This is a genomic window from Clostridium nigeriense, from assembly GCF_050585245.1.
GTDB lineage: Bacteria > Bacillota > Clostridia > Clostridiales > Clostridiaceae > Clostridium > Clostridium nigeriense_A.
In genome coordinates, this window is record NZ_JBNOOF010000002.1 from 56,132 (window position 1) to 74,785 (window position 18,654).

The 18,654-nt window shown below is 28.9% G+C and carries 14 protein-coding genes and 1 pseudogene; 14 read left to right on the forward strand and 1 reads right to left on the reverse strand.

Translation table 11 applies throughout. The features are described 5' to 3' along the window. The first annotated feature begins 586 nt into the window (after positions 1-586). From ACQPUY_RS03655 to ACQPUY_RS03720, 14 genes and pseudogenes are all read left to right on the forward strand, one after another. Entirely contained in the window at positions 587-982 is a 396-nt protein-coding gene (locus tag ACQPUY_RS03655; protein ID WP_430839573.1) for a hypothetical protein, read from the forward strand. Positions 983-1,186: 204 nt separating this feature from the next. Continuing rightward, positions 1,187-1,768, forward strand: a complete 582-nt coding sequence (locus tag ACQPUY_RS03660; protein ID WP_430839574.1) for a hypothetical protein — start codon at positions 1,187-1,189, stop codon at positions 1,766-1,768. A gap of 5 nt (positions 1,769-1,773) precedes the next feature. Then, on the forward strand, positions 1,774-2,454 hold the full coding sequence (locus ACQPUY_RS03665; protein ID WP_430839575.1) for a response regulator transcription factor: 681 nt from the start codon (positions 1,774-1,776) through the stop codon (positions 2,452-2,454). Positions 2,455-2,456: 2 nt separating this feature from the next. Further along, the gene (locus ACQPUY_RS03670; RefSeq protein ID WP_430839576.1) at positions 2,457-3,488 is read left to right on the forward strand and encodes an ATP-binding protein; all 1,032 of its coding nucleotides are present in this window, start codon (positions 2,457-2,459) and stop codon (positions 3,486-3,488) included. Positions 3,489-3,674: 186 nt separating this feature from the next. Next, complete coding sequence (locus tag ACQPUY_RS03675) at positions 3,675-5,030, forward strand: radical SAM protein (protein ID WP_430840248.1); 1,356 nt, start codon at positions 3,675-3,677, stop codon at positions 5,028-5,030. Positions 5,031-5,766: 736 nt separating this feature from the next. Further along, positions 5,767-7,668, forward strand: a complete 1,902-nt coding sequence (locus tag ACQPUY_RS03680; RefSeq protein ID WP_430839577.1) for a beta-glucoside-specific PTS transporter subunit IIABC — start codon at positions 5,767-5,769, stop codon at positions 7,666-7,668. Between the two features lie 243 nt (positions 7,669-7,911). Beyond that, complete coding sequence (locus ACQPUY_RS03685; RefSeq protein ID WP_430839578.1) at positions 7,912-10,788, forward strand: glycoside hydrolase family 3 C-terminal domain-containing protein; 2,877 nt, start codon at positions 7,912-7,914, stop codon at positions 10,786-10,788. Positions 10,789-10,975: 187 nt separating this feature from the next. Next, on the forward strand, positions 10,976-13,426 hold the full coding sequence (locus tag ACQPUY_RS03690) for a glycoside hydrolase family 3 C-terminal domain-containing protein (RefSeq protein ID WP_430839579.1): 2,451 nt from the start codon (positions 10,976-10,978) through the stop codon (positions 13,424-13,426). 2 nt (positions 13,427-13,428) lie between these two features. Then, positions 13,429-14,034: a hypothetical protein gene (locus tag ACQPUY_RS03695; protein ID WP_430839580.1), complete on the forward strand. Its 606-nt coding sequence runs from the start codon at positions 13,429-13,431 to the stop codon at positions 14,032-14,034. 258 nt (positions 14,035-14,292) lie between these two features. Beyond that, the gene (locus ACQPUY_RS03700) at positions 14,293-15,309 is read left to right on the forward strand and encodes a glycosyltransferase family 2 protein (protein ID WP_430839581.1); all 1,017 of its coding nucleotides are present in this window, start codon (positions 14,293-14,295) and stop codon (positions 15,307-15,309) included. 101 nt (positions 15,310-15,410) lie between these two features. Further along, a pseudogene (locus ACQPUY_RS03705) lies at positions 15,411-16,091 on the forward strand (UDP-galactopyranose mutase); the annotation flags it as partial. A 148-nt stretch (positions 16,092-16,239) separates the two neighbouring features. Beyond that, positions 16,240-16,758 (forward strand): RNA polymerase sigma factor, encoded by a 519-nt coding sequence (locus ACQPUY_RS03710; RefSeq protein ID WP_430839582.1) that lies wholly within the window; start codon positions 16,240-16,242, stop codon positions 16,756-16,758. Beyond that, positions 16,758-17,441, forward strand: a complete 684-nt coding sequence (locus ACQPUY_RS03715; protein WP_430839583.1) for a hypothetical protein — start codon at positions 16,758-16,760, stop codon at positions 17,439-17,441. The genes ACQPUY_RS03710 and ACQPUY_RS03715 overlap by 1 nt, the downstream gene beginning before the upstream one ends. Positions 17,442-17,559: 118 nt before the next feature. Then, positions 17,560-18,090: a helix-turn-helix domain-containing protein gene (locus ACQPUY_RS03720; RefSeq protein WP_430839584.1), complete on the forward strand. Its 531-nt coding sequence runs from the start codon at positions 17,560-17,562 to the stop codon at positions 18,088-18,090. A gap of 113 nt (positions 18,091-18,203) precedes the next feature. Here ACQPUY_RS03720 and ACQPUY_RS03725 read toward each other — a convergent pair whose 3' ends face one another. After that, entirely contained in the window at positions 18,204-18,623 is a 420-nt protein-coding gene (locus ACQPUY_RS03725) for a hypothetical protein (RefSeq protein WP_430839585.1), read from the reverse strand. Positions 18,624-18,654: the final 31 nt, after the last annotated feature.

An 18,654-nucleotide genomic window follows, 5' to 3' on the forward strand; every position in this document is an offset into this window, starting at 1 on the left:
TGTAGCAATATCAGTAGTGACGGTTAGAAAGAAGGAAAAATAATGATTATTACTATTTAGATTAATTTAGGAATTGAGGAATATAATGTGGAAATGGGTTGATAAATTTAATATAAAAAAAATACTTTTTAATTTCTTAATGAATATAGGAATATATGTATTAATCATTTTTACGGGGATAGCTATGTTATTTATTTATATAAGTTTAAATGAATTAGTTCAAATGATACTTTTATTATTTAAGGAAAATCAATTTATTTATATTATACAAAATATTATAATTTTATGAGCCAGTAGTATATATAAGCTCCTATTCATATTCTATGATATAGCATCATTGATATTTTTTAATAATTAATATAAAAACTATATTTGTTTACTTTGAATTTACATTAAGTAGATATAATTTAATCAACATAAAGGCTTATAGTAATTGATATACACAATTATACAGAATATGGAAATATTTATGTGGATGAATTAGAAAAGTACAAAAGATAGTGCGGCTACTAAATGCCAATATAACAAATATTAGTATAAGGTGAACCCTTAATTAAAGGTAAAGGAAAGGAGAAAAGTGAGCAAAATGAGTAAAAATTTTCAAGAACAAATTAGAGATCGTCTTCAAAATGGTTTTAAAAACTGGAACAGTGGTTATGAGGGATGGCTTGAATGGTGTGATACTTTATATGAGCCAGATGCGCATTATAATGTTTATGGGAAAAGGATGAGTCTTCAGCAATATAAAGATATGATGGGACAATTCTTTTCAGGATTTGATGTAGAGCTAGGGGATTTTCATAATATGCTTGTTCAGAATGACTGGTGTGCAATCAGGTATTCGGTGCACATTACAAATAAAAAGACGGGTGAAAAGATAGAGCAGGAAACAATGGAGTTTGTTAACTTTAAAGAAAATCAAGAACCAATCGGCGCACGAGTTATTGAAGGGTGGGCACTTTCAGATAAACCACTTGGCTAAATTATGTTACCAAAGATAGAGTATTAACTTAAAAATCTGGGTTTGCAGTTTTGTAGCCTGGATTTTTTTGTTTACGAATACTTTACGTACAAGAACTAAACTATTCGTAATTAATATAGAAAGAGAGTGAGTGATTTGCCCAAAGTAATTATTTTTTTTAATAGAATAGATTATTTGACATTGTCATTTTATAAAAATGCGTTAATGGGAATTATTAAAATACTACTTGGGGTTTTTACTAATTCGGTTCTTGTCATTGCAAATGCTTTTTATAATATAGTATTATGTATCGGAAAAATAGTAACAATATTAAATCGTGATATTAAAGAAGTATCATGGAAAAAGAAGTTTGAAATAATAGATACAGGAAAAGGTAATGAAAAAGAAAGTTCAGGAATTTTTCTAGGAGTTACTATTATCTTGCTAGGGATGGTATTTATAGGGGCTAGCATACATAGCCTTGAAACAAAAGAAGTTAGAAGCTATCACTGGGTAGAAGTGTATCTACTTACTTTATGTACTTTTATAAAAATTATGGTAAATACATATGAATTAATAAAGTTGAGAAAAATAGGACATTCTTTTTTATCAATTAAGTTAACGAATTTTACGGATGGAATTTTATCTTTGTATATTACTCAGGAGGCGATATTATCAATGAAGGAAATTGATAATAGATGGTATTATAATGGAATCGTTGGGATTTCACTATCAATAATTGTATGTATAATAGGATTTACGCTGATATTTTATACGATGATAGTATTAAAATCAAAAGGAAGGTGAATTTAGTGGCAACGATATTAATTGTAGAGGATGATAAAAATACGAGACTTCTTACAAGTACTAGACTGAAATCATACTACTCTGTTGAAGAAGCAGAAGATGGAGAAGTAGCTTTAGAAATATTAGATCATAAACATATTGATTTGATCATAGCGGATATACAGATGCCAAGAATAAATGGTTATGATTTAGTGAAAATATTAAGGGATACGAAAAATACTATTCCGGTAATTATGCTGACAGCGATGCATTCAATTGACGATAAAAAAATAGGATTTGCGTCTGGAACAGATGATTATATGACAAAGCCGATCAATTATGAAGAACTTCTTTGGAGAATAAAAGCATTGCTTAGACGAGTAAATATAGCCAGTGAAAGAAAAATATCTGTAGGGCCAATAATTCTTGATGCATCCACTTATGAAGTCAAAATAGGGGAGCGACAAATAGAACTAGCAAAAAAAGAATTTGATTTACTTTATAAATTTCTATCCTATCCAGGAATGATATTTACAAAAGGGCAGCTATTAGATGAAATATGGGGTTATGATACTGAAAGTGATGAAAATACAATAAAGACACATATTAACCGATTGAGGAACAAGTTTGAAGGTTGCAGAGAGTTTGAGATTGTAACGGTTAGAGGACTAGGATATAAGTCAGAGCTATGTGAATTTGGAAAGTAGTTATGAAAAAAAATACAATGTTTACTGAGAAAAAAAGAATTGGGTTATTTGGATGGGCTATTTGGTTTTATATTATAATTTTAATTAGTTCAGTTATGGCATTCGGACTAATTACAACATTTGTATATAAGACAAATAGAGAAAATGCAATTAATATGCTTGCTATGATGCCAATTATGGGAATAGTAGATGGCTTTGCTATATATAAAATCATAAATACTATTAGAAGAAGAATGGAAAAAATTTTAGATGGAATTAATGATGTTTCAGAAGAAAATCTTGATGTAGAATTAGATTTGGATTATGCAGGAGAATATAAAGTTATTTATCATAATTTCAATAAAATGGTTAAAGAATTAAAAAATACAAAGATAGAAATGCAGAATTTCTTGAATGATTTTTCTCATGAATTTAAAACACCTATTACTTCAATCCAAGGGTTTGCAGAAATTTTGCTTGAAACAGAAGTTAGTGATGAAGATCAAAAACAATATCTTCAAATAATTGCTGAGGAATCTGCAAGGCTTGCAGAGCTTTCACAAAATACACTATTGTTATCTAAATTAGATGCACAGCAAGTGGTGATAGATAAAAATGAATTTTCTTTAGATGAACAGATAAAAAAAATAGCTATTTTGATATTTAAGGAATTAGAAAAGAAGAATATAACTTTGGAAATGGATCTACCTAATGTGAAGTATTATGGAAATCAAGAACTTTTATGTCAGGTTTGGATGAATTTAATGAATAATGCTATAAAATTTACACCTGAACGAGGGGAAATAACAATTTCAATTACGGATAATAGCGATTATATTAGTGTGAATATTTCAGATAGTGGTATAGGAATGGATGAAGAAACGATGAAACATATATTTAAAAAATATTATCAGGGAGATTCTTCGCATGCAACAAGAGGTTACGGATTAGGTTTATCTATTGTAGGAAGAATTGTAAATTTGTGTGGTGGCAATATTGATATTATAAGCAAACCAGGCTATGGAAGCATGTTTACAGTAAACTTACCAAAATAAGCATGATATTTAGTATATCTTTAGAGTTAATATAAAAAATATTGAGATAAGAGGAACATCTTAAAAAGGTGTTCTTTTTGTTTGTTAATAAATAAAAAGTAATAGAATATTTTAGTTTACCTTCATGTTACTTTTAAAACTTATAATTAAAAAATCATAGAATGTAGGAGGAATATTAATATGAGTATGAATTTTAAAGGAATAATAGAAAAAAGAGGAATGGAACAAGCAATGAGGTATGTATCTGGGAATCCAAGAGAAAATTTATCAAAACTTTTAAAATGGGCAGATAATATTGATATAGCTGGTAATTGGGAGGCACAAAGAAAAGTATTCCATGATATATTGGATAATCCTAATAATAACTGGTATCAATACGTGATGGGATTATATGAGGATATTGATAATGAAGTTTTACAAAGGAGCTTTTCTAACTTTCTAATTAATGTGGGTATGATTGGGTATCAAAAACAAAGAGAATTAGAAAAAAAACTAAGTTGTAATATTCCATGGGCAATACTGATGGACCAAACATCAGCCTGTAATTTAAACTGTACAGGATGCTGGGCAGCGGAATATGGAAAGAAATTAAATATGACTTATGAGGAATTAGAAGGAATAATTAATCAAGCCAATGAGCTTGGAACATACTTTTTCTTATACTCAGGCGGGGAACCACTGGTTCGTAAGGATGATTTAATAAAGTTATGTGAAGCTCATCCAGATTGCGTGTTTTTAGCATTTACAAATGGTATATTGATTGATGAAAAATTTGCTGATGAAATGCTTCGTGTAAAAAATTTCATTCCAGCTATTAGTGTCGAAGGTTTCGAAGAGAGTACTGATTTTAGACGTGGTAAGGGGACTTTTAAGCAAGTTGAAAATTCTATGAAAATATTAAAAGAGAAGAGACTTCCATTTGGAATTTCCTGTTGTTATACTAGTAGAAATACAGAAATAATTGGTTCTGAAGAATATTTTGACCAGATAGTTTCCTGGGGGGCGAAATTTTGTTGGTTTTTCACATATATGCCAGTTGGAAAAGAAGCGGTTCCAGAACTAATGGCAACAGCAAAACAAAGAAAATTTATGTATGAACAAATAAGAAAATTTAGGAATACAAAACCATTATTCACACTGGATTTTTGGAATGATGCTGAATATTCCGGTGGGTGCTTAGCTAGTGGGAGACGTTATATTCATATAAATGCTAATGGAGATATGGAACCGTGTGCATTTATACACTATTCAGATTCTAATATTCGTGAAAAAACTATTTTAGAGGCATTACAGTCTCCATTATTTATGGAATATCGAAAGGAACAGCCGTTTAATCATAACCATCTAAGAAGTTGTCCGTTATTAGATAATCCAAATTCTTTAGTAGAATTAATTAATATATCAGGTGCACATTCGACTGATTTACAAGATCCAGAAAATGTTATTGATTTATCCAACAAATGTATTCAAGCTTCTGAGGAATGGGCATATGTTGCAGATAACTTATGGAATTATTCTAGGCATTGTGAGAGATGTCATTAATAGATATAGAGATTTTATGAAGATAATTAATTACAGCAACTGTATCTTTGTAACTATTGGGGAATGAGCAGCACTATGTTTTGTAGCTAATGAAAAGAAAAAAATAAGAAAGGAAAGTGTATATATGACTGAAAATAAGAAAAAAGTAGGTACTATAGTGATTTGTGCTGCCGTAGTTAGTTGCTTGATTGGATTAATTATAAAGAGAATTAAAAGTGATAAATATTATTTATAGGGTATAGGTACATGATTAAGATATTTTTAATATACTTATTGATACAATAGGTATATTAAAAATGTTTCAAATATGAGTATACTTTACTGATTATGTGTAAAAGCAACTTTATTTAATAATCTATCAAGAATAAATATATCTTATAGCAAAAATTTATATATTCGTATGCATGGCATAATAGCTAAAATATAAAAATTAAAGATAGGAAATAATTAAATCCCAGTAAAGTCTTGTAATTATCTTACTGGGATTTCTTAATATTATTTCTAAGTATTAGAGGTGAAGCTTAAAAAGTTTAATTTTTTATATACCAGGTATTGAAATAAGAACGATTACTCTTTATAAACTAAAAGTTTATACCTAATAACTTTTGGTTTAGCTAAATTTTTTGTTTACTACCAGAAACTTTTGGCTGATAGAAGTTCAATACTGGATATGATAAAGTTGAATTTGGAAATGAAAAGAATTAACAAATTAAGAAGTATTATATAGGAGAGTGAAATGAAGAATTTAGATTTAGCAAAAGAAATACTTAAAAATGTGGGAGGTGAAAGCAATATAAATTCCTTAGTACATTGTGTCACAAGATTAAGATTCAAATTAGTGGATAATAATAAAGCAAATAAAGATAACATAAAAAATCTTGAGGGGGTTTTAAGTGTTGTTGAAAGTGGAGGGCAATTTCAAGTTGTAATAGGAAATAAGGTTGGTGAAATTTATAAAGAAATTATGAAACTAACTAATATTAGTAATGGAAATATAACTGAAGAAAGTAAAAGTACAGATAAAAAAGAAAAGAGTGATTTTAAAAGTAAAGTACTTGATTTAATATCATCAGTACTTGCACCTGTGTTAAGTATATTAGCTAGTGTAAGTATTTTAAAAGGAATACTTGCGATATTAGTTTATTTTAATTACATATCAGTTTATAGTGGAACATATCAAATCTTACATGCAATAGAAAATAGTGCACTTTATTTTATGCCTATCTTAATGGGATTAACAGCTGCCAAGAAATTTAAAGCAAATGAATTTATAGCAGTAACTTTAGGAGCTATATTAATTAGTCCAGGAATTATTGAATTCATAAATAAAAATAATGGAATTGATTTCTTATTTATTAATATTAAAGAGATAAATTACGGATTTACATTTATACCAATAATAATATCAGTATGGATATTATCTAAATTAGAAGAGTTCTTAAATAAGGTAATGAATGAAAATTTAAAACCTTTCTTTATGCCTTTAATTTGTTTAATAGTAATGACACCATTGACTTTTATAATAATTGGACCTATAGCAACAATAGTAACAGGCATAATTGGAAGTAGTTATAATTTTATATATAATCTAAGTCCAATAATTTTAGGTGCTATAGTAGGAGCGTTTTGGCAAGTATTAGTTATAAAAGGAGTTCATTGGCTAGCGATGCCAATAATTATCAATAACTTATCTTTATATGGGTTCGATACTATTTTTGCATTTGCTATATGCGGGAGTATAGGACAAGCAGGTTCTGTATTGGGTGTACTTTTGAAATCAAGAGATAAAAATATTAAAAAGGCAGCTTTATCTACAATACCTACAGGGTTATTGGGTATAACTGAGCCAACTATATATAAAGTAACATTGAAGTATAAAATACCATTTATATGCGCTTCTATAGCAGGGGCAGTAGGAGGAGCTATTGTAGGATATTCAGGAAGTGCAACTATGGGATATATTATTCCAGGTTTACTAACATTACCTGCATACTTTGGTAAGGGTTTCAGAGGATTATTAATAGCAATAATTACATCATATTTATTAGCGGGAATATTATCTTTTATAATGTTCAAAGATTCTAGTGAAAATAACGAGGAAATTATAGATACTAATTTAAAAGAAGATAAAGATATTGAAAATAAAAGAGATGTTAGGTCAGAAGAATTTAAAGATATAGAAATTTTAACAAGCCCAATGAAGGGAGAAATTAAGGATTTATCAGAAGTTGCTGATAAAGTTTTTGCAGAAAAGTCTTTAGGTAATGGAGTAGCGATTGTACCTTCAGAAGGAAAATTAGTAAGTCCTGTTGATGGAATCGTTTCAGTGGTATTTCCAACTGGACATGCAGTAGCAGTAACTTCTAATAAGGGTGTAGAAATATTAATGCATATTGGATTTAATACAGTTTCATTAGATGGTAAGTACTTTAAGGTAATGGTAGCTCAAGGTGAAGCAGTTAAAAGAGGAGATTTATTAGTAGAATTTAATATTGATAAAATCAAAGAAGAAGGATTTGATATTACTACCCCAATAGTAGTAACTAATTCAAGTGAGTATTCTAATATAGTAACAGTGAAAAAAGGATTTATTAAGTATAATGAAAATCTTTTAAAGATAGATAAGGGAGTCTCATAGAGCAATAATGGGGAGTAGCATACATCAAAAATATAATAATTAGAATGAAGAAATATCATTATAAACTAAAGGTTTACCCCTCCTAACTTTTAGTTTAGGTAAACTTTTGGTTTAGACAGAGTAACTTTTGGCTGATAGTTATTTAAAATAAAAAATGTTAAAGTTAACTTGTTTCTATAATTGTTAAAAGAGTGTAAGATGTTTTAACAATTCTAAGAAAGATTAAATATGGGAGGATTAACAATGAGAAGAAAATCTAAAATCACAGCTATTATAACGTATGTAGTAAGTATTGTGTTAATAGTAGGACTAGTAGTAGGGAATTTTTATGCGATGAGTTATTCACAAATTATTTCTATTTATTTAGGACATGAAACTAGTAAAACTGTTAGCAACGATGAAAACGTAGACAGTGAGTACTATAAAAGTTCATTTTCCACAGAAGAGGAAATGAGAAAGTATACTGAAGAAATAAGTCAAAAGATAGAAGAGGAAGGAATTGTTTTATTAAAAAATGATAACAATACGCTTCCACTTATTTCAGGAGGAAAAGTAAGTTTACTTGGACAAAGTTCAGTTGATTTAGTTTATGGTGGTGTTGGTGCAGGTTCTGTAGATTCATCTGAAGCACCAAATTTATTAGATGCTATGAAGGCTTCAGGATTTGATGTAAATATGACATTATGGGATTTCTATAAAAGTGGAGCAGGGGCTTCATATCGTAAAGCAGTTCCAGATGTTTACGGAAAAGGTTCATTTGCTGTAAATGAAGTACCAGCTAATGTTTATACTGAAGAAGTAAAAAATAGCTTTAAAGAATATAATGATGCAGCTGTTGTTGTAATAGGACGTTCAGGAGGAGAAACTGCTGACATTTCAAGTGAAGTCTTAGATACTGGAAGCTTATATTTAGAAGTAGATAAAAATGAGAGAGAACTTTTACAAATGGCTTCTGATAACTTTGATAAAGTTGTAGTAGTTATCAATGCTAGTAATGCTATGGAACTTGATTTCTTAGATGAGTATGATATTGATGCGTGTATATGGGTAGGTGCTGTAGGTGAAAGAGGAGCTTATGCAATTGGTGAAGTTCTTAATGGTAATGTAAATCCATCAGGAAACTTAGTAAATACTTATGCTTACGATGTAATGGGTTCACCAGCAATGGCTAACCTAGGTAATTATCAAATATCAAATAGTAATGTAACTAATGGTAATACATACATGGTTTATGCAGAAGGGATTTATGTAGGATATCGTTACTATGAAACTAGGTATGAAGATGTAGTGTTGGGAAATGAAAAAATAGATAATTATGATTACTCTAAAGAAGTTCAATTTCCATTTGGATATGGATTATCTTATACAAACTTTGAATGGTCTGATTATACCGTAAAAGAGCAAGAAAATAAATTTGAAATCTCTGTAAAAGTTACTAATAAAGGTGATGTAGCAGGTAAAGATGTTGTACAAATTTATATGCAGTCTCCTTATACAGAATATGATAAAGAAAATAATATAGAAAAATCAGCAGTGGAGTTAGTTGGGTTTGAAAAGACTTCTTTAATAGAACCGGGTAAATCCGAAGTCATAACAGTTAGTGTAGATAAAGAAGAAATGAAAACTTACGATGCTAAAGGCTATGGAACTTATATTGTGGATGCAGGTGATTATTACTTTACAGCAGGTGAAAACTCTCATGATGCTTTAAATAATATTCTAGCAGCAAAGGGATATAGTAAAGCAGATGGTATGGATTATGATGGTAATGTGGAATTAACGAATAAGGTTACTGTAGAAAATCTTGATTCAGAAACTTATGCTGTGTCAGTTGCAACTGGTAATGAAATAAGCAATCAATTTGAAGATGTAGATATTAACTACTATGATCCTTCATTTAAGTACTTATCTAGAAATGATTGGACAGGTACATGGCCAACTACATATGCTGGTGGTTCTATGACTGCTTCAGACCAAATGTTAAAAGATTTAGAAATTTCGCATACTGAAGATCAAGAGGCGGTTATGCCTGAAACTGGAAAGATAAGTGATGAATATGGTAAGTTAAGTGCTGCAATGTTTATTGGATTAGATTATAACGATGAAATGTGGGATGTTCTTTTAGATCAATTAACAATAGAAGAGATGACTAAATTAGTACGTATGGGTGGATATGCTACTGTAGCAATAGAATCAATTAATCTTCCTGGAACTATAGATAAGGATGGTCCTGCAGGTATTTCTAGTACTTTAGTAGGTGGTGGAACAAAATGCATGTCTTATCCGGCACAAGTAGTTATGGGTTCAACTTGGAATATTGATTTAATAGAAGAAATGGGTAAGGCTATAGGAGAAGATAGTTTAAATTCTGGCGTAGCAGGATGGTATGCACCTGGTATAAATATACATCGTGCGCCTTTCAGTGGTAGAAATTTTGAATATTTCGCAGAAGATAGTTTCCTTTCAGGGAAAATGGCTGGTAGTGAAGTAAAGGGTGTACAATCTATGGGTGCATTCGTATTTATGAAACATTTTGCTTTAAATGACCAAGAAACAAATCGTATGGGAGGAGCAATATTTGCTAATGAACAAACTGTACGTGAATTATATTTAACACCTTTTGAATTTGCTGTTCGTGATGGGGATGCTAGAGGCGCGATGGCAAGTATGAATCGTATAGGAGCTCGTTGGTCAGGTGGCCATGCTGGTCTTATGACAGAAACTCTTCGTAATGAATGGGGATTTGAAGGAACAGTTATTACAGATCAAGCTTCTTATTCAGTATTTGCTTATCAAGACATTTTAGAAGGTTTAGAAGCTGGAACAAACTTATGGTTAAATACTGATTCTTCCTTATGGGAATTAAGTGGAAATACATTAACTCCAACTGTAGTTAATAATATAAGAGAATCAGCTCATAGTATAATTTACACTATAGTAAATAGCCATGCGATGAATGGATTATCAGTTGATTCTAAGATTGTTTCAGTAACACCTTTATGGAAATATTGGTTATATGCATTAGATGCAGTTGTAGCTATTGGTGTAGTAGTATCTGTGACATTAGTAACAAAAAAGCTTTTAAGAGAAAAGAAAGAAAATAGGAAAACTATAAAATAAGAATTATATATTAAAATCATAACTGCATATAATTGATTTAATCATTTATATGCAGTACTTTTAGTTACGTTTATTTTAAAGAAAAATATAGTATATCTTTAATAACATTAGTAGCAAAAGATACAGTAAAATAATCAGGTGAGTAATGCTAAGTTGGTGTTACTACAATATAAAAGAGGAATAAAATATGAAATATAAAGAATTAATAGAAAAAATGACTCTAGAAGAAAAGGCATCTTTAATGTCAGGAAAAGACTTTTGGCAGACTCAAGAAATAGAACATCTTGGAATAAAAAATATGTTTCTTGCAGATGGACCTCATGGTATTAGAAAGCAAACTGCAGCAGCTGATCATTTGGGACTTAATCCTAGTGAGCCAGCAACTTGCTTTCCAACAGCTGCTACAGTATCGAACAGTTGGAATGAAGAGTTAGTAGAAAAGATTGGAGAATATCTCGGTGAAGAAGCAGTTGCACAAAAGGTTAATGTTTTATTAGGGCCTGGAATAAATATGAAAAGAAATCCTTTATGTGGCAGAAATTTTGAATATTTTAGTGAAGATCCATACTTAGCTGGTAAATTAGCAGCAGGATATATAAGAGGAATTCAATCCCATGGAATTTCTGCATGTGTTAAGCATTTTGCTGTAAATAATCAAGAAGAAAGAAGAATGGTTATTGATACCATAGTTGATGAAAGAACTCTTAGAGAAATTTATTTAACAGCATTTGAAATTGCAATTAAGGAAGGTAAAACTAAGACTGTAATGTCTTCTTATAATAAATTAAATGGAACTTATACAAATGAAAATATACATTTAATGAAAGAAATTCTTCGTGATGAATGGGGATTTGATGGATGTGTAGTTACTGACTGGGGTGGTTGTAATGACCGTGTAGAAGGTTTGATTGCTGGTAATGAATTAGAAATGCCAACTACAGATGGTGAAACCAATCAGGATATTATTAAAGCAATAAAAAGTGGAAGAATAAAAGAGGAAGTATTAGATGAATGTGTTGATAGATTACTTGAACTTATATTTGAAACCACAGAAGCTCTAGAAAATTCTCAAATTAAAATTGATAATAAGAAACATCATGAAATGGCACAAAAGGCAGCTGAGGAGTCAATAGTACTTCTTAAAAATGAGGATAAAATTTTACCTATTACAAGGGAGAAAAAAGTTGCAGTTATAGGTGATTTTGCAAAGGAACCTAGATATCAAGGTGCAGGTTCTTCTGTTGTTAATCCAACTATTATAGATAGTACTACAGATTGTATTAAGGAATTTGGAATTTCCTATATTGGATATGAATCGGGTTTTAATAGATATGGAAAAAGGGATAAGAAAAAGATAGATAATGCATGTGCACTTGCTAAAGAAGCTGATGTAGTTCTTTTATATATTGGTTTAGATGAGGTTACTGAAGCTGAGGGATTGGATAGACAAAATATGAAAATTCCTCAAAATCAAGTAGATTTGTTAAATGAATTATATGAAGTAAATAAAAATATTGTAGTTGTATTATCTTGTGGTTCAGCAGTAGAAATGCCATGGATAAATAAAGTAAAAGGATTACTCCATTCATATCTAAGTGGACAAGCAGGAGCAAAGGCCATACTTAGAGTATTAACAGGTGAAGTAAATCCATCAGGTAAGTTGGCAGAAACATATCCTTTAAAATATGATGATACTTCTAGTTTTAAAAACTTTCCAGGAAAAGAAGTGAGCGTGGAATATAGAGAAGGAATATATATTGGATATAGATATTATGACACAATAGGTAAGAAAGTTCTTTTTCCATTTGGATTTGGATTAAGTTATACAAATTTTGAGTATTCAGATATAAAGGTAAATAATGATAAAGTATCATTTAAGATAAAAAATGTTGGGAAAGTTTCAGGAAAGGAAGTGGCTCAATTATATGTAGGATGTAAATCTAAAGAAATATTTAGACCTAAGAAAGAATTAAAAGGCTTTACTAAGATTTCTTTAAATCCTGGAGAAGAAAAAGAAGTAACGATACCTTTCGACGATAAAACATTCCGTTACTTTAATGTAAAAACTAATAAATGGGAAGTCGAGTCAGCAGAGTATGAAATAATGATAGGGGCTTCAAGTGAAGACATAAGACTTAATGATACTATTTCGATACAAGGGACTAATGTAGAACTTCCATATAATAAAAGTGAACTTAAATCTTATTATTCAGGAAATGTATATGATGTAAATTTAAATGAATTTGAAAAGCTTCTTGGAAATAAAGTGCCTAATTCAAAATGGGATAGAACAAGGGATATTGGCTATAATGACACTATTGCACAATGTCAGTATGCAAAAGGCTTATTTGCTAGATTTGCTTATAAGATGATAGCTTTCGCACATTGGTTTTTAACCAAAATAGGTAAGAGAGATACTGCTAATATGATTATGATGTCAGTATATCATATGCCATTTAGAGGAGTTTCAAGAATGACTGGAGGAATTGTTAATATGCCTATGTTAGATGGAATGTTAATGATAGTTAATGGTCATTTCTTTAAAGGATTATCTCACTTATTAAAAGAAAGACGAAAACTAGTAAAATCTAAAAAGATAAAAATGAGTTCGAACATAGAAATAGTAGAGGAGGCATAGAATTGAATAAAGAAGTGGTAAAAACAAATAAAATAGTTTCAATGTGGACAAGATTTAGTGAAAAGCATCCAGGAACAGCACAATTTCTAGTATTCTTTATACTTAGTAATGGTATAACAGTATTACAAATGATATTAATGCCTGTACTAAAGGGTATGTTTGAACATACATCATTGGTAAATACAAGTTTTCAAATACTACAGGTTGGAAATAATTTTGATGGAAGTGCATATTATGTTTTTAATTATGCAGCAGGTTCTCTTGCTTCAGGTGGAGGGGGCGGTCTTGCTTACTTCCTTGCAGTACAAATATCAATGGCTATTGCACAAGTAATTAATTTTTTTGCACAAAGAAATGTAACATTTAAGTCAAATGGGAGTGTTGGGAAAGCTGCATTTTGGTATGTAATTGCATATTTAATAATAACAGTTGGAGCAGCTGCACTTCAAGGGCTTTACAAGGCACCGATATACAACTTATTAATGAATACATGGGGAATGGGAGCAACAGGTGAAACAATAGCAGATTTTGTTACAATGATAATTAATAGTGCTATTTCATTCTGGGTATTTTTCCCTATATTCAAAGTAATCTTTAAGAGTAAATAAGAAGAGTGCTGAACTATTGTTAGATATTATAAAGGCTTATGGTTGAATCAAGTTGTAAGCCTTTATGTAATAGAAAGAATAATTTGAACTATAATGACAATAGAATATAAAAAATTAGAAAGTTAGGGTAATAAGTCTAAAATTTGTTAAAATAATGTTATAATTAGATTGAATAGTTAAAATTACTTAAGGGATAAGTACATTCTAATTAGAAGTTTTATCCCTTTGATTTAATATGTAAGAAAGGGTAGTGTAATTATGAAATTATTATCAGTAGTAATTCCTTGTTATAATTCGCAGGAGTATATGAAGTATTGTATTGAGTCACTTTTACCAGGAGGAGACGACGTGGAAATACTGATAGTAAACGATGGCTCATCAGATAATACAGGAAAAATTGCAGATGAATATGCTAAAAGGTATCCAAACATAATAAGAGCTATACATCAAGAAAATGGTGGACATGGAGAAGCTGTAAATGCAGGTATAAGAAATGCCACTGGAGTATATTTTAAAGTAGTTGATAGTGATGATTGGGTAGATACAAGAGCATATTTGAAAATATTAGATGCTATAAAAACTTTTGATAAAGAGAAAACATATGTTGATATGATAATTAGTAATTTTGTATATGAAAAAGAGAATTCCAAGTTTAAAAAGGTTATGAAGTATGATAATGTGCTTCCAGAAGGAAGAATTTTTTCTTGGGATGATATTGGAAGTTTTCATAAAGGGCAATATATTTTAATGCATTCAGTTATATATAGAACAGGGGTCCTAAGAGAATGTGGACTAGCACTTCCAAAACATACTTTTTATGTTGATAATTTATTTGTATATTTACCTCTTGAGTATGTTAAGAAGATATTTTATATAAATGTTGAATTTTATAGATATCTTATTGGAAGAGAAGATCAATCAGTAAATGAAAAAGTAATGATAAAGAGAATAGATCAACAGATTAAAGTAAATAAGCTAATGATTGAAAATGTTGATATAGAAAACATAGAAAATAAGAAGCTTTATAAATACATGCTTAATTATCTTGAAATTATAACTACTGTATCAGGTATATTATTAATACGTTCTGGAACATCAGAAAATTTAAAAAAGAAGAAAGAGTTATGGAGATATATTAAAGATAAAGATATAAGGTTATATCGTACTCTTAGATATAGATTAATGGGACAACTTATTAATTTACCTGGTTTAATGGGTCGTAAGATTTGTATAGGATTATATAAAATATCTCAATTAGTTGTAGGATTCAACTAATATATAGGAAGGTTTACTATGAAAGATAAATATGATTTTTTAATTTTTGGAGCTGGACTTTATGAAGCAGTACTTTCTTATGAAGCAAAAAAACGTGGAAAGACATATATGAAAAACTTATAAAAGGATATACATAAAAGCAATGGGGAAGAGCTTGTAGTAAATTACCAGATTTCATAATTAAAAGATTACCTGTAAGGGTTACTTATGATAACAACTACTTTAATGACATGTATCAAGGAATTCATATTGGTGGATACACAGCTATGGTTGAAAAAATGATAGATGGAATTGAAGTAGAATTAAATATAGATTATCTTAAGGAGAAAGATAAGTGGGATAGTATTGCGTATAAAGTAATCTATACAGGTCCTATTGATGCTTATTTTAATTATACTTTAGGGATTCTTCAATATAGGAGCATATATTTTGAAAGTAAGGTTTTAGATATTGAGAACTTCCAAGGAAATGCAGTTGTAAATTATACTGATAAAGAAACTCCATATACATGTATACTTGAACATAAACATTTTGAATTTGGCAATCAACCTAAAACCATTATTAGCAGAGAGTATAGTAAGGAATGGAAAGTAGGAAAGGACCCATATTATCCTATAAATGATATTAAAAATAATGAATTATATAATAAATATAGAGAGTTATCTAAAACTGAAAAAAATGTGATTTTCGGTGGAAGATTAGGAGAGTATAAATATTACGATATGGATAAGGTTATTGAAGTAGCTTTAGAAACGGTAAAAGAAAAATTTTTAGATATTTAAATATTCAATAAGAAATTGATGATAAAATAATAAAAGAGGATTCTAAATAACAAAATGGAATCCTCTTTTATTATTTTATTTTAAAATGTATGAACTTTTTACGATTTAATTATATCTAATAGATGAGAATATATGAGGAGGTAAATAAATGTTTGGGTTAAATAAATTAGATTTAGTGGACAAGGCTAAGAGGGGAAGTGGAAAAGCCTTTACTGAATTAATAGAAGAAAATCTTAAGAGTATATATAGAGTTGCAAAAGGAATTTTAAATAGTGAAGATGATATAGAAGATGCAATACAAAACACTATACTAAAAGCGTATTCAAATATTAAACGTTTAAAAAATGATGAACTGTTTAAAACTTGGCTTATAAAAATTCTTATAAATGAATGTAATAAAATTTATAACTTTAATAAAAAATGTATAAGTTTAGATAAGGTTATTGAAGAGCAGTATAACGATAAATATGAAAATTTAGACTTGAAAATTGCTGTTGATTCCTTACAAGAAGAGTTAAGGCTAGTTATCACATTATTTTATTTTGAAGATTTAAAGATAAGTGAAATTTCAGAGATTGTAGGAATACCAGAAGGTACTGTTAAATCAAGATTATCTAGAGCAAAAGATAAGATTACTGAAAGTATGAATGGAAAGGAGATAATGTAATGATGGATTTAGAGAAGGGATTAAAAAATCTTTATAATGAGGATGATATTAAAATACCAAACTCTTTAAGAGAAAAGGTTGATAAAATATATGAAGATATAGAGTCAAAGAGTAAAAAGAAAGTTAGAGACAATGTATTGAAAGCTGCTGGATTATTCATTACATTATTAATAGGAATTAACTTTGTTAAACCTTCTTTGGCTGAAGAGCTACCAATAGTTGGTCCAGTACTTAAAGTATTAAATAACAAATGGGGATTAGGAATTAAATATACGGAAAATGGATTAGTAGTTAAAGAAGAATTTCATACAGAAAATCATATTATTAATATAGAAGCTGTAGATTTTGAGGGAGAACAATTATTAATAGTATACAAAATTGAAAGTAAAATTAAGCTTAATAATCCAACTTTATATAGTTTTACTATAGATATAAGTGGAGAAGATTTTAATGTTGAAGGAGGAACTGGATTAGACACAGGTGGTGCAGATGAAGATGGTATATACTATGGATATTCATTGAGGCAATTGAATTTTGATAAAGGTGTAAATAATAAGGAAGAATTAACTGTAAATATATCTCCAAGGTCAATAACAAGTTTTATAGGTAATGAAGATGTTACAGAGGAAATTAATGATTCTAGAGAAATAAAGCTAACAATAAAGAATAAAAATTATAGGTAAGATTTCTTGGTTATTTTTTGAAATATATATACAAATTATGAGATTAAGAGTATAATATTATTAGTAAAAAATATTTTAGTAATAAAATATTTTTAATTAATAAAAAGAGGGTGTTAAAATGAATTATTTGGATTTATATTTACAAAGGAATAATTTAAAAAGATATGATGTTTATAAGAAAACTGGAATAAGTCAGCAATTATTATCGAATCATACTAATAAAAAAATAGAAAAGTATTCGAATAAGGTGATAATGGCTTTAGCAGAAATATTAGAAAAAACTCCAGGAACTGTATTAGATGAATTATTAGATCTTGAAAGGGAAAATCCAGCTTTTGAAGCATATAATCCAACTGAATTATTAACAGCTTTAGAGTATAAATATGATAGAATCATAATTAAAGGAGCCTATTGTAAAGAAGTATATAAATTAATGAAAAGCCAATTATCAGAAACAGAAAGTATGGGTTTTGAACTAGGTAGTGCAGGTGCAGCTACAGTACTTGCCTATGCTATAAATGCGGCAAGAGATCTTTTTAGTAATTCAGATAAGGTTACTAAAGATATTGAAAGAAAAATAATATCTTATAAATTAGAAGATGCTTCAGAAGAAAAGGTAATTATAAGATTAAAACAATTAGATTATTAAGGAAGATTTTGAACTTTTAAAAATTATTAACTTAATAAGTATGGTTAATAACTTTAAATTTGGCTGTCAAAATGACAGCCAAAATAATTTATTTTTAATTTTGTGATAGAACCTTATATATATTCAACTAATTTAAGTTTTACAAAATTATAAAAGAATTTAATACCAGATAATAATAAGGAAAATCCTAATCCAGTATAAAAGAATGCAATAACTGAGTCTGAAAATAAATTATTTATACGTATAACAATTCCTGTTACCATCATGAATGTCATAATGGCAAAAGATTTCATATCAAAGAATTTCCAAAACCATTGTTTTTTATTTTTGTATTCTATAATTCTTTTAGTATGTTTCTTAACAAGTTTGTTAAAAATCATATATCTAAAGATTAAAAAAATAACTATAGATAAAGTAATAAGAGTTAGTGATACATTTCCACTATATGCTTGACATCCTATATGTAAAACATTATATCCAGCAATACTCCATACTAATCCAGCCAAAAACAATAGTAAGTTTTTTTCTATCATATAAATTCACCTTCTTTAATAAGATTTAATA